Origin of the sequence: Marinobacter santoriniensis NKSG1 (genome assembly GCF_000347775.1) — a bacterium.
GTDB classification, from domain to species: Bacteria; Pseudomonadota; Gammaproteobacteria; order Pseudomonadales; family Oleiphilaceae; genus Marinobacter; species Marinobacter santoriniensis.
On record NZ_APAT01000026.1, the window covers coordinates 59,582 to 72,359 of the forward strand.

Below are 12,778 nucleotides of genomic sequence, written 5' to 3' on the forward strand. Positions count from 1 at the left end.
CCCGAGATGATGCCGGGCTGTGAGCAGGAAAGATAGACCATGACGGATCAGAAAAAGTCTGACCAGACCACATCCTCCGAAAAACCCTGGGGCGGGCGCTTCAGCGAGCCCACCGATGCCTTCGTCGAGCGGTTTACCGCTTCCGTCGGGTTTGACCAGCGGCTGTATCACCATGACATCACCGGCTCCATCGCCCATGCCACCATGCTCGCGGAAGTCGGTGTGCTGACCACCGACGAGCGAGACCAGATCATCGAGGGTCTGAAGGCGGTCAAGGCCGATATCGAAGCCGGCACGTTCCAGTGGTCTGTCAGCCTCGAGGATGTTCACATGAACATCGAGGCCCGCCTGACCGACCGGATTGGTATTACCGGCAAGAAGCTGCACACCGGGCGCAGCCGTAACGACCAGGTCGCCACGGACATCCGACTGTATCTGCGGGACGAAATCGACGTCATTGCCGAGGAGTTGCGGCGCCTGCAGACGGGGCTGCTGGATCTGGCCGAGCGGGAAGCCGATACCATCATGCCCGGTTTTACCCATTTGCAGACGGCCCAGCCGGTGACCTTCGGCCATCATCTGCTGGCGTGGTACGAGATGCTGGTCCGCGACGGTGAACGGCTTCAGGATTGTCGCAAGCGGGTCAACGTGATGCCCCTGGGCGCAGCGGCCCTCGCGGGAACCACCTACCCGATCGATCGTGCCATGACGGCCCGCCTGCTGGGCTTTGACCGGCCGACCGAGAACAGCCTGGATTCGGTCAGCGACCGGGATTTTGCCATCGAGTTCTGCAGCTTTGCGGCCCTGCTGATGACCCACCTGTCCCGATTCAGCGAGGAACTGGTTCTCTGGACCTCCGCCCAGTTCGACTTCATTGATCTGCCGGACCGGTTCTGTACCGGGTCTTCCATCATGCCGCAGAAGAAAAACCCCGATGTACCGGAGCTGGTGCGCGGCAAGACCGGCCGGGTGAACGGCCACCTGATCAGTCTGCTGACCCTGATGAAAAGCCAGCCGCTGGCGTACAACAAGGACAACCAGGAGGACAAGGAGCCGCTGTTCGATACGGTGGATACCATCAAGGGTTGTCTCAAGGCCTACGCCGACATGATCCCGGCGATTCGCGCCAAGGCGGATAACATGCGGGTGGCGGCCAAGCGCGGCTTCTCGACCGCCACCGATCTGGCCGACTATCTGGTCAAGAAGGGTGTGCCTTTCCGGGATGCCCACGAGATCGTCGGCAAATCCGTGGCCTTCGGGGTTGCTGAAGGCCGGGATCTGTCCGACATGACGCTGGAGGAACTCCGTCAGTTCTCCGACGTGATCGGTGAGGATGTCTTCGATGTCCTGACGCTCGAGGGATCCGTGCAGGCTCGCGATCACCTCGGCGGTACCGCTCCCGATCAGGTCCGGGCAGCGGTTGCCCGGGCCCGCGCCCAGCTCGGCTGATCGGTGAACGCCGGGCGTCTCGGCTAGCCGCCGATGCGCCCGGTGGTGAGGTCAACGGCGGCGGGGGTGAGGGCGTCCAGCGGTTGAGGTCGGGACAGCCGGAATCCCTGGCCGAAATGAATGCCGAGTGTTCTTGCCTTACGTAACGCGTCGTCGTTTTCAATGAAGGTGGCAACGGTGTCCTTGCCCGCCGCTTCGGCAATCCGGTGCAAGGCTTCTACCATGACCTGCTGGACCGGGTCGTCCTCCAGGTGGTCCATCATCTGACGGTCCAGCTTGATGATGTCCACCGGCAATCGGGCGGCAAGCCGGTAACTTTCCACCGACGCCCCGGCGCCATCCAGCGCAACCCGGCAACCAACCCGGTGCAGGGCATCGCACAGCACGGAAACGTCATCCGGGTACTGGGTGGCATGGGCCTCCCGGATCTCCACACAGAAGCATTCCGGTGCAAACGGAGATCGGGCCAGTTCCGCTTCCATGAAATCCGCGAACGAGTCGTCGAGTACACTCGCCAGTGACAGGTTGAACCCGCAGTATTTCAGTCGTGGTTCCAGCAAGCGGTGTCCGTTCAGCCAGTGAAGTGTCTGCCGGATCACCTGTCGATCCAGTTTCTTGGCAAGGTCGAAACGCTCCGCCACTGGCAGGAACTCATCGGGGTGCAGGACGGGTGCATTGTCATCGCCGCCGGGAATCCGGCAGAGGATCTCAATGTGGTCACCCCAGGTAGCGCTGGCGACCGGCTTGAGTGTCTGGTATTCGAGCACCAACTCACCCTGGGCAAGGGCCTGGCGAATCTGTTCCAGGCGCTGGGCCGTCACGGTGTCGTCCATGGCTTCGGTCAGGGCGTTCGCTGCATGGATCCGGTTGCGACCGGAAGTTTTCGCCGTGTGGCAGAGGTCCGCCGCCTGGCTGAGCAGTTCCTCCGGATCACGGGGCTTGTCGCCCTCCATGATCAGCAGTCCGCCACTGGCGGTGGTGCTGAGTTTCTGTCCCTGCCAGTCGAAGACAAAGTTCCGGATCAGTTCAAGGATGCTCTGGGCAATGTCCCGGGCTTTGGCCTCGGGGCAGTTTTCGATCAGTAGTGCGAAAGTGTCCCCCGATAGCCGGGCCAGCGCGTCACGCTGGCGCACCCGGACGCCGAGGTTGCCTGCCAGCTCACGCAGATAGCGGTCACAGGTACCGCTGCCGGCAATGTCGTTGAAGCGCTCGAAGTCGTCGAGGTCCAGATAGAGCAGGCTGTCACAGGATTCACGGTGAGTCTTCTGTTCCAGGGTCCTCAGCAGCCGGGCGATAAATTCCCGGCGATTCATCAGGCCAGTAACCGGATCATGCCGGGTGTGGTACTCGCTGCTACCGGCGTGTTGAATCTGGTTGTCGATGTTCCGCCCGACCTGGACCGCCCCAAGCGTTTCCCCGTGGCTGTTGGTAATCCGCTGGTAGTGGAATTCATGGACAGGTAAATCCCGGTTCTGCTGCGCAAGGGGCATTTCCACCACAAAACCGCCGCGTTCGAAAGCGCGCTGCCACAGACGCTCGATCAGCCGGCGTTCATTGGGGAAGTCCCCCAGGAGCTCCAGGAGGTTGTCGCCGGGGGTCGGGGTCCGCCCGAACACGCTGGCAAATTGGCTGGCGTAGGGATAATTGCAATGCAGCAGGGTCAACCGTGTGTCCACCGCAGCCACCAGATCGGGTGTGGCCTCGCCGGTAGCTGCCAGCACTTGCGTTGCACGTTCCAGCGCCTGCTCCTGCTCCATGGTGGCAGTCTGGTTGATCAGTGTGCCCGCCAGCCGCTGGATACGGCCGCCCTGTTTGATCGGACGGCCAGTCAGCGTCATGCGTTTGAGGGTCTGGCGCGAGGTCAGGACGTTCAGGTCAAGATGGAATGGGTGTCCGGTCCTTACGCATCGCCGGAACAGTGCCCGCACCCGGGCCTGCCCCGTCTGGCAGTAGAACAGAGCCTGCTCCGGGGTAATCCGCGTGCTGGTGCGCAGCGCCAGCTGCTGGTACATGCCGTCGGACCAGAACATCTCGTTGCTGGCGATGTCGAGTTCCCAGAGACCAAACTCGGCTAGGCCCTCGGCGGATTTGATCAGGCCCGGGTCCATGCCTGAAATGTCACGAGGCGTTATCGTGGCGGTGGCGGCCTGGTCAGAATCCCGGCTCGCCTGCCTGAGGCTGAGTTCGGCGGTGAAAAAGAATCCTTCCTTGTGCCGGAACGTCAGCAGCACGCGCTGACCGTCTTCGATCAGGTGTCGATTGGCCGTTGCGAAAGGATCATCCTGTCGCGAAGCCAGAATCCGCTGGACCGGCTGCCCTTCGAGTTCGCCGGACTCGTAGCCGAGCACCGCCTCGCAGCTCGCCGCGGCCTGCATGACGGTGCCTTCGTCGTCAATACGCAGCAGGACGCTCCGTTCATCCTGGTGCTGCTGGTCTGACCGGTAACGTCGAATCAGGAACTCTCTCACGTCGGGTATGCCTCGAATTGCCAGCGGTGCACGGTTTGGACCGATGCCGCTTTTATTTTTTTGTCGGTTTTGCCACGATTCAATCATCATACTGATACTGTCGCGGAAAAGAACCATTGTGCCGGAGTCGCCTTGAATCGCCTCACCCCCGCTATTGCCCTGGATTTCGAAGAGGGCATTGATCGCAAGACCCTGCGTCGACTCCGCGACCGGTTTCTGCACGTAAACCAGCAGCGCTGGGAGCGCGCCCGTTCAGCATTGACCTATCGTCAGCAAAGTGTGCTCGAGATCCTGCCGCTGGCCTTCCATCTGAACCATCCGGCGCTGCCCGGCTACCAGGATGGCGATTGCCCCTTCGGTCTGAGCCACTACCAGCCGACCCCGGAAACCCTGAATGCTGCCCGGCGTCTGGCCCGAACATTTACCCTGCGGGACCAGGGCAAGCGACAGCCCGATCTGCAGGCCATGTTCCTGATGGGCAGTCCCGGTACGCTGGGCCATTCCGTGGCGAGCGATCTGGACGTCTGGCTCTGCCACCGGCCCGATCTCCCGGAGCGGGGCATTCGCTGCCTGGAGCGAAAGGCGGAGCGCCTGTCTTCCTGGGCTGGCGAGTTGGGTGTTGAGCTGCACGTGTTTGTCTTCAGCGCCGAAGACTGGCGCTCCGGGCGACAAAGGGTGGAAGTGACCGGAGAGAACTGTGGCAGTGCCCAGCACTATCTGCTGCTCGACGAGTTCTATCGCACCAGTATCCATCTTGGCGGTTGTTACCCGATGTGGTGGCTGGTTCCGGCGAAAGAGGAAGCACGTTACGACGAGTGCATGCGCTACCTGGTGGACTGTCGCTTCGTCAAAGGGAGTGAGTACATTGATTTCGGACCGGTACCCTCGATTCCCGAGGAAGAGTTCCTCGGGGCCGGTGTCTGGCAGCTGTACAAAGGTATCGATGCGCCCTGGAAGGCAATACTGAAGCTACTCCTGATTGAGTGTTATGCCCAGACCCCCCAGTGGCCTCTGCTGTCGCTGGAGCTGAAGCAGGCGATTTTCGACGGCCGGGTGGATGCCGACGAACTGGATCCCTATGTCATGCTATACCGTCGGTTATCGAGTTGGCTGAATGAGGTCGGGGCAGACAGCCGTCTGGACCTGGTTCGCCGCAGTCTTTATCTCAAGGCGGGCCTGCCACTGAGTCGCGCCGCCCAGGACGGAGATCGCTGGCGAGTCCGTTTGCTGTCGGGACTGGTGGAACAGTGGGGGTGGACCGAGTCCGAGTTGAAGCAGCTGGATGACCGTCAGCGCTGGCATGCTGAAGAGGTTGCCATCCTGCGCCGTACGGTGGTCTCCGAGCTGACGCACAGTTACCGCCTGTTGTCCCGGATGGCCCGGGAGCATGGATCCAGTGCGGCCATCAGTGAAAGTGATCTGAATCTTCTGGGACGCAAGCTTTACGCGGCCTTCCAGCGAAAAGCCGGCAAGGTCGAACTGATCAACCCGGGGCTGGCGCCATCGCTGGCGGAAGAAAATCTGTCGTTTCACCATCAGTCCGAGCAAGGTTCTGCAGGTAACGGCTGGCTCCTTTTCCGCGATCTGGAAGACCCGGCGGATGCCTTCTGGAAGCCGGTTATTCGCCGTTCGGGCAACCTCAGCGAACTGATGGTGTGGTGTTATTGCAACGGTCTCCTGACCCGATCGACCCGGCTCAACGTGAGGGCGGGCCCGGGCATAGCATCGGTTCATGAGTTGCGGGAGATACTGGACGCGCTGACGGCCTTTTTGCCACTTCCGATTGAACCGGCTGATCGTTCCGCGCTGTCCCGGGGCGTCTGTCCCCTGCGCCACCTGTTGGTTGTTAATGTGGGCGTGGATCCCCAGGCTCACCTGACCGAAAAGGGACTTCACAAACTCAGCGCCCGGCATGATTCGCTGGGGTTCAGTGGCGGACGGGAGAATCTGGTCATTACCATCGATCAGGTGTCGTTCAACAGCTGGCACGAGGTCAGTCTCCAGCATTACGCCGCCGGTGATACCCTGATCCAGTGCCTCAAGAATGTGCTTGCGGCAAGTGCCCTGAACCCTGCGGCCCTCCCCGAGATACAGGTGCACAGCCACAGCCGGGGCCACGGTACCGCCATCGCCCGTCGGGTGCGAGAGCTCTTTGACGATGTGCTGGGGCGTTTCTTTGCCGGCGGTGCCGGGCCGCATCCCCTGCGATACGTCATCGAAATGGATCGCCGTTATTTTCTGCTTCAGTTCAGCGGCAAGGAACCGGGATTCCAGGCTTTCGACAACAAGTCGGACCTTTTGGATGCCCTGGCGGCGCCGCAGGACAGCTATCTGCCGATTGTGTTCGACAGACACGCCCTGGTCGAGGAACCGCTGCTGCGCGCGGCCTGTGAGGCCAGCGAGCCGGACACCATTCAGGTTTTCTACCGGTTGTCGGGTACCCGGGCTGATTTGTGGGTCGTGGATGAGCGGGGGTCACTGACCCTGACGGCACAGCCGGTCCAGAGTCGGCGCTATCTTTTGCTGCCGATGATGCGCTTTCTCGATAACCTGGTGGAGCGGCGCATGTTGCGCCATCCTGACGCGCCCGTGGCGATGGCCTCGGTTCGGGCCTACGAGCTGGTCAACCGCGACAGTCGTTGGCTTGCCGAGCCCCGGCCCCATCGGGACGCGGGGCTGCCCCTGCCGGGGTTCGAAGTGCAGGCCGTTGGCGTGCTTGAAGGTGACGAGCGCCTGAACTTCGACATTTTCTGTGGCGATCAGGAATTCACCGTTGAGGAATACGGCGATCGGCTGGTTCCGGCGGTGGCGCACTACATCCGGTCCCAGCGGAAAAGCGACGAGCCTTATCCGATCTACCTCACCGACCTCCATCTGCCCCATGACCTGGATCCCCAGATTTACCAGCAGGATATCCAGACCAGTCAGTACCTTGCCTATCGAAGAAGCCTCGAAGAGGCACTGAATCGCCATCTGTCGACCTGACGGGCTCATCTCGCCCGTGAGCACCGGTCTCAGGTATACTGCCGCCAAAGACACTTGCGAGGGGCACTCATGCGTGTTCGGGGAATTGCGATCTTTGCTCTGCTGTTGCCGTTGCTGATCTCAGGTTGTGGCCAGAAAGGTCCGCTCTACCGGGAGCAGGGCCTGTCGAAAGACGCCCTGCAGGCGGTCGGCGCCGACCAGTCGAAGGCCGATCAGAAGCAGGACACGGAATAGCCCGCACCTTCGCCAACGAATCAGGAAATCCATGGATCATTTCAATTACCGAAACGGTGAGCTCTACGCCGAAGAGGTCCCGGTCAGTCGCATTGCCGAGCAGTTTGGTACGCCGGCGTACGTCTATTCCCGCGCCACGCTTGAGCGCCATTACCGTGCGTATGATGAGGCGCTCAGCGGGCGCCCCCATCTGGTCTGTTATGCGGTCAAGGCCAACAGTAATCTGGCGGTCCTGAACGTGCTGGCCCGTTTGGGTGCGGGGTTCGACATCGTATCCGCTGGTGAACTGGAGCGGGTTCTCCGGGCCGGCGGCGATCCCGGCAAGGTGGTGTTTTCCGGCGTTGGTAAACAGGAATGGGAGATGCGGCGCGCCCTCGAAGTCGGCGTGCGATGTTTTAACGTGGAGTCCGACACCGAGCTGGACCGCCTGAACCGGGTGGCCGGCGACCTGAGGGTCAAGGCGCCGATTTCCCTGAGGGTCAATCCGGATGTGGACGCCGGCACGCACCCCTACATATCCACCGGCCTGAAAGAAAACAAATTCGGGATCGACATTGCTGAGGCGCCTGCGGTTTACGCCCGGGCCGCAGGCATGGCCAACCTGGAAATCCATGGTGTCGATTGCCACATCGGTTCGCAACTGACCTCGGTATCGCCCTTCCTGGATGCCCTGGATCGGGTCCTGGTCCTGATTGACAGCCTGGCTGAACAGGGCATCAAGATCCGGCATCTGGATATGGGCGGCGGACTGGGCGTCACCTATGACCAGGAACAGCCGCCCCAGCCTGCAGAGTATGTGAAAGCCCTGGCCGAGAGGTTGGGCGATCGGTCGCTCGAGCTGGTTCTCGAGCCGGGGCGGTCTATTGCCGCCAATGCCGGTATCCTGGTGACCCGGGTGGAGTTCCTGAAATGCACGGAACATCACAATTTCGCCATCATTGATGCCGCCATGAATGATCTGATCCGGCCGGCGTTATACAGTGCCTGGCAGTCGATCATCCCGGTGCAGCCGAGGCAGGATGTCGAAGAAAAGCGCTGGGATCTGGTAGGGCCGGTCTGCGAGACCGGTGATTTTCTGGGCAAGAACCGCGAGCTCCGGCTTCAGGCGGGCGACCTGCTGGCAGTGAGGTCCGCCGGCGCCTATGGTTTTGTCATGAGTTCCAATTACAACACCCGGAACCGCCCGCCCGAACTGATGGTGGACGGCGATCAGGTGCACGTGGTCCGGCGCCGCGAGACGCTGGAGGACCAGTTGGCACCCGAATGTTCGCTGCCGGAATGACGGAGGATCGGGAGATGAGCCAGCAGCGACGGGGACAGGGGCCTACCTTGCGATTTACCAAGATGCACGGTCTGGGTAACGACTTCGTGGTGGTTGATGCCATCAGTCAGCCGTTCCGGTTGCGTCCGGAGATGATCCGGGACCTGGCGGATCGTAATTTTGGCATTGGATTCGACCAGTTGCTGGTGGTGGAGCCTCCCGGATTGCCGGACGTTGATTTCCGCTACCGGATATTCAATGCCGATGGTTCCGAGGTCGAGCAGTGTGGCAATGGCGCCCGCTGTTTCGCCCGTTTCGTGCGGGATCAGCGGCTGACCAACAAGAAGATCCTCCGGGTACAGACCGCCAAGGGGGTGATTGAGCTACGGGTGGGCAAGGATGGCTCTGTCCGGGTGAATATGGGGGTGCCGGAACTCAATCCTCCGGCCATCCCATTTGCAGCAGATCGCCGCAAAGACGTGTACACGGTGGATGTGGCCGGTGAAACGGTCGAGATGAGTGCCGTCTCCATGGGCAATCCCCACGGCGTTCTCGTTGTCGACGACGTAGACCAGGCGCCGGTGGAATCCCTGGGGCCGCAGCTGGAGCGTCATCCCAGGTTCCCGGCCCGCGCCAACATCGGATTCCTCCAGATCATCGATCCGACCCACGCCCGTCTGCGCGTATTTGAAAGAGGCTCCGGAGAAACCCTCGCCTGTGGCAGTGGCGCCTGCGCCGCCGTGGTGGCGGGGAGGCTGAGGGGGTTACTGGACAGTCGCGTGGAAGTGGAATTGCGTGGCGGGAAACTGGTGATCGAATGGCAGGGCGAAGGGACCCCTGTTATGATGGAAGGCCCTGCCACGACGGTATTTGAAGGGCAGTTGCGACTTCCCGGTGATCATAATGTCCGGCGCCGTAAAGGTGGACGGGCCCATAAGCAACGGTCCTGACAGTTCGGGAGAACACGATGACAGACCAGACGGTCCGCAAGAAGGCCGAGGAACTCACGCCGGAACAGGTTGCCGATTATCTCCGGGCCAACCCCGATTTTTTCGTTGGTCAGGATGAACTGCTCCGCAGTCTCACCCTGCCTCATGACAGTGGCCGCGCCATTTCGCTGGTCGAACGCCAGGTCCACCTCTTCCGGGAACAGCGCGACACGCTGCGCCGGGAGCTGGTAGAGCTGGTATCCATCGCCCGCCACAACGATCGTCTGTTCGAGAAGAGCAAGCGGTTGCTGATGCAGGTGATTGAAGCGCGCACCCTCAATGATATGGCTTCAGCGATCGACGACAGTATCCGTGGCGATTTTGGCCTGGATGCGGCCTCGGTCCTGTTGTTCACGGATCAGGCATTGCCCGAAGCCTCGCAGGGGGCGTTGCATGTGGTTGCGCCCGACCTTGCCCGGGAGCGGCTGGGGGCGTTGCTGGACGGCGAACGCGCCGTCTGCGGCCAGTTCCGCGAGAGTGAACGCGCATTTCTGTTCCCGGACCGGGAGGAGCCGATCGCCTCCGTTGCCCTGGTGCCCCTGCGGAACGAACACCTCGTTGGTGTGTTCGCGGTCGGTAGCTGTGAGCCGGGTTACTTTGATCAAAGCATGGGATCGCTGTTCCTGAGTTACATCAGCGATACCCTGAGCCGCCTGCTGCCTCCGATGGTTCAGCGCCATGTTTCCGCGGCACCCGTGACCGATATGTCCCTGGAGTCCCGATAGCGTGTCCGCCCAGCGGGACCCTTCTGCGCGACCGGACACGCTGGTGCGGCCGGTGGAGGCGTTTGTTGAACACCTGTCTTCAGAGACCCGCCATTCACCCCGCACCTGTGACAATTATCGCCGCGACCTGATCCGCCTGACCGACTGGTTGTCGGCATCGGGCGTGCAGGAATGGCAGCAACTGCTGAGCCATGACGTCAGGCGTTACGTGGCTGAGCTGAGCCGGCAAGGCCTGAACGGTCGCAGTATTGCCCGCCATCTTTCCGCCACGCGCCGGTTTTTTGATTTTCTCCTTCGGGAGCGGTTGGTGACCGACAATCCCGCACTCGATATCCGGGCGCCCAAAAGTGGGCGGCGCTTACCCCGGGTCGCGGACGTCGACCAGTTGAGTCAGTTGCTGGACGCCTCGCCGGAGGATCCGCTGGAAGTCCGGGACGTCTGTATGTTCGAGCTGATGTATTCTTCCGGACTGCGGCTGGCCGAGCTGGCGGGTCTGGATCTGGCCGCCGTGGACATGCGTGGCGCGGAGGTCCGGGTTCTGGGTAAAGGCAACAAGGAACGAATTCTGCCGATCGGCACCAAAGCGCTGGAAGCTCTGGAACGTTGGCTGGGCGTGCGTTCGTCGCTGGCCGGAGAGGGGCAGCCGGCGATGTTCGTCAGTCGCCGGGGCGACCGTCTCAGTCGCCGGAGTATCCAGGCCCGGTTGGCCCGCTGGGGTCTGGTGAAGGGCGCCGACCAGAAACTGCATCCACACCTGCTTCGTCATTCGTTCGCCAGCCATGTACTCGAGTCCAGCGGCGATCTCCGGGCGGTTCAGGAGTTGCTGGGCCATGCGGACATCGCCACAACCCAGGTTTACACGCACCTCGATTTCCAGCATCTGGCGCGTGTGTATGACCAGAGTCATCCCCGGGCCCGGCGGAATCGGTATGATGAGCCTGACCAATCCTGACTGAATGGACACAAAGGGAGCATTCAATGGCATCGGACCAGTCCTGGAAGGAAAAATACCTTCGGGAACTCGATAAAGCAGACGCCAGAGAGAAGCAGTGGCAGGCTGAGCGAAATACTCTCGAGAGAATGCTGGTCCGGACCAGTCTCGCCTCGGAAGGCCAGACTCCAGAGCTGGATCGTCTGCTGGCCCGTATTCGAAAGGATCTTCGAAAGAATAAGGTCAATGTCGAGACCTGGCGGGAACTTCAGGAACAGATTGATCGAGAGATTACCCTGCTGGATGAGCGGTCGGGTAACCCGGCGTCCCCGGTTCCACCGGCCATTTCCCCGTCAAGTACCACCGCTCCGGGAGATCCCACCGACCTCCAGGACCGTACCAACCGGCTCAGGATCGCCCGGCGTGTGGGGCAGTTGCTCGGCCAGATGCTGACCCAGGTTTCTCTCGATCCGGCAGCCGAGGCCCAGGCACGCCTGCTCCAGAAGTCGCTGCTGTCCAGCGATAACTGGGATGAATTGCGGGAGGGGCTGAATCAGGTCGCCGAACTGGTTATCGAGGCCGTTACCCGTAGCAAGCGGGAATTTGAAACCTTCCTGAAGAGGCTGGACGAGCGTCTGGAGCTCCTTCGCCAGCACTTTGCCGTGCAAACCGAAGCCCAGCATGGTCGGCAGGACGCCACCGATTGCCTGGATCGGGAAATCCGGGCCGAACTGGACAAGGTGAGTGACCGGCTGCGCAGCAGCGACGATCTGCAGGACCTTAAAGCGTCCGTCAGTGATCATCTTGAATCGGTCCTCGGGGTGTTGGACCGGTTCCGGAGCCAGGAATCGGAACGAGAAAAGGTGCTGGCCGAACAGCTGGGAGCGATGCAGGAAAAAGTGGCTGCGATGGAAGCCCATTCCGAGCAGATGCAGGAACAGGTCCGCAAGGAGCGCCTGCGGGCTATGACGGACCTGTTGACCCAGCTGCCTAACCGGGAAGCCTGGCAGGAGCGTCTCTCCTTTGAATTCAATCGATGGCAACGTTATCAGCACCCGCTGACCATCGCCGTTCTCGATATCGACCATTTCAAGCGGGTCAACGATTCCTACGGTCACAAGGCGGGGGATCGGGTTCTGCAGCTTGTCGCCAGGGAGCTTCAGCAGCGACTCCGCAATACGGATTTTATTGCCCGCTACGGCGGCGAGGAATTCGTCGCCCTGTTTCCGGAGACGACTGCCGGGGAGGCCCGCCAGGTTCTGGATTCATTACGGGAGTACGTTGGCAAGTTGCCCTTTCATTTTAGTGGTGAGCCGGTTCGTATCACCGTCTCGGTAGGGGTGTCGTCCTTTGGCGCTGGTGATTCCGCAGATCAGGTGTTCGATCGTGCGGACCGGGCACTCTACCAGGCCAAGGACGCGGGTCGGGATCAGATCAAAGTGGATGAACCAGCCGTTCAGTGACGCATCATGGCGTCGAGTTCATCAATGATTTCCGCCCAGTCGCTGTCCTCTTCGAGGCCTTCCTCCAGAAAGTGGGACTGACTTTCCGACCAGAACGGGGCATCCTGTATCGCTATCTCCCGGGGCAGCGGTGAATGCCGAGCCACGAAGGTTTCTATGCTGTCCGAGTCCGAGGGCATGCCGAGTTGCTCGAAGAGTGTGCTGAGCGAGTGTTTGCTGGTATCCATGGAGTATCTCCCTGTAACCTTTGCCTAACAGAAATGGTATGTGATT

The 12,778-nt window shown here is 61.3% G+C and carries 10 protein-coding genes; 8 read left to right on the forward strand and 2 right to left on the reverse strand.

Annotated elements, in window-relative coordinates:
* Positions 1-39 precede the first annotated feature (39 nt).
* On the forward strand, positions 40-1,449 hold the full coding sequence (gene argH / locus MSNKSG1_RS17025; RefSeq protein ID WP_008940541.1) for an argininosuccinate lyase: 1,410 nt from the start codon (positions 40-42) through the stop codon (positions 1,447-1,449).
* A 23-nt stretch (positions 1,450-1,472) separates the two neighbouring features.
* Here the strand turns inward: argH and MSNKSG1_RS17030 are convergent, their stop codons facing one another.
* Positions 1,473-3,917: an EAL domain-containing protein gene (locus MSNKSG1_RS17030; protein WP_040887064.1), complete on the reverse strand. Its 2,445-nt coding sequence runs from the start codon at positions 3,915-3,917 to the stop codon at positions 1,473-1,475.
* Positions 3,918-4,049: 132 nt separating this feature from the next.
* Between MSNKSG1_RS17030 and MSNKSG1_RS17035 the strand changes: the two genes are divergently transcribed.
* The 7 genes from MSNKSG1_RS17035 (at position 4,050) to MSNKSG1_RS17060 (ending at position 12,505) form a co-directional block, all read left to right on the forward strand.
* Entirely contained in the window at positions 4,050-6,902 is a 2,853-nt protein-coding gene (locus MSNKSG1_RS17035) for a class I adenylate cyclase (protein WP_008940543.1), read from the forward strand.
* A gap of 69 nt (positions 6,903-6,971) precedes the next feature.
* Entirely contained in the window at positions 6,972-7,136 is a 165-nt protein-coding gene (gene lptM / locus MSNKSG1_RS19165) for an LPS translocon maturation chaperone LptM (protein WP_008940544.1), read from the forward strand.
* 31 nt (positions 7,137-7,167) lie between these two features.
* Complete coding sequence (lysA, locus tag MSNKSG1_RS17040; RefSeq protein WP_008940545.1) at positions 7,168-8,418, forward strand: diaminopimelate decarboxylase; 1,251 nt, start codon at positions 7,168-7,170, stop codon at positions 8,416-8,418.
* A gap of 14 nt (positions 8,419-8,432) precedes the next feature.
* Positions 8,433-9,347 carry a diaminopimelate epimerase gene (dapF, locus tag MSNKSG1_RS17045; RefSeq protein WP_040887065.1) on the forward strand — a complete coding sequence of 305 codons (915 nt, stop codon included), beginning with the start codon at positions 8,433-8,435 and terminating at the stop codon, positions 9,345-9,347.
* Between the two features lie 17 nt (positions 9,348-9,364).
* Complete coding sequence (locus tag MSNKSG1_RS17050; protein ID WP_008940547.1) at positions 9,365-10,111, forward strand: DUF484 family protein; 747 nt, start codon at positions 9,365-9,367, stop codon at positions 10,109-10,111.
* Between the two features lies 1 nt (position 10,112).
* Positions 10,113-11,063, forward strand: coding sequence for a tyrosine recombinase XerC (xerC, locus tag MSNKSG1_RS17055; RefSeq protein ID WP_008940548.1), 951 nt, complete (start codon positions 10,113-10,115; stop codon positions 11,061-11,063).
* 26 nt (positions 11,064-11,089) lie between these two features.
* Positions 11,090-12,505, forward strand: coding sequence for a GGDEF domain-containing protein (locus MSNKSG1_RS17060; protein WP_008940549.1), 1,416 nt, complete (start codon positions 11,090-11,092; stop codon positions 12,503-12,505).
* On the opposite strand, the gene MSNKSG1_RS17065 is transcribed toward MSNKSG1_RS17060, so the two are convergent.
* On the reverse strand, positions 12,499-12,732 hold the full coding sequence (locus MSNKSG1_RS17065; RefSeq protein WP_008940550.1) for a DUF2789 domain-containing protein: 234 nt from the start codon (positions 12,730-12,732) through the stop codon (positions 12,499-12,501). The genes MSNKSG1_RS17060 and MSNKSG1_RS17065 overlap by 7 nt on opposite strands.
* Positions 12,733-12,778: the final 46 nt, after the last annotated feature.

Excerpts from the sequence above, each read along its gene's own strand:
- lysA (WP_008940545.1), top strand. The coding sequence starts at position 7,168 with ATGGATCATTTCAATTACCGAAACGGTGAGCTCTACGCCGAAGAGGTC.
- dapF (WP_040887065.1), top strand. The coding sequence starts at position 8,433 with ATGAGCCAGCAGCGACGGGGACAGGGGCCTACCTTGCGATTTACCAAG.
- MSNKSG1_RS17060 (WP_008940549.1), top strand. The coding sequence starts at position 11,090 with ATGGCATCGGACCAGTCCTGGAAGGAAAAATACCTTCGGGAACTCGAT.
- MSNKSG1_RS17065 (WP_008940550.1), bottom strand. The coding sequence starts at position 12,732 with ATGGATACCAGCAAACACTCGCTCAGCACACTCTTCGAGCAACTCGGC.
- MSNKSG1_RS17050 (WP_008940547.1), top strand. The coding sequence starts at position 9,365 with ATGACAGACCAGACGGTCCGCAAGAAGGCCGAGGAACTCACGCCGGAA.
- argH (WP_008940541.1), top strand. The coding sequence starts at position 40 with ATGACGGATCAGAAAAAGTCTGACCAGACCACATCCTCCGAAAAACCC.
- lptM (WP_008940544.1), top strand. The coding sequence starts at position 6,972 with ATGCGTGTTCGGGGAATTGCGATCTTTGCTCTGCTGTTGCCGTTGCTG.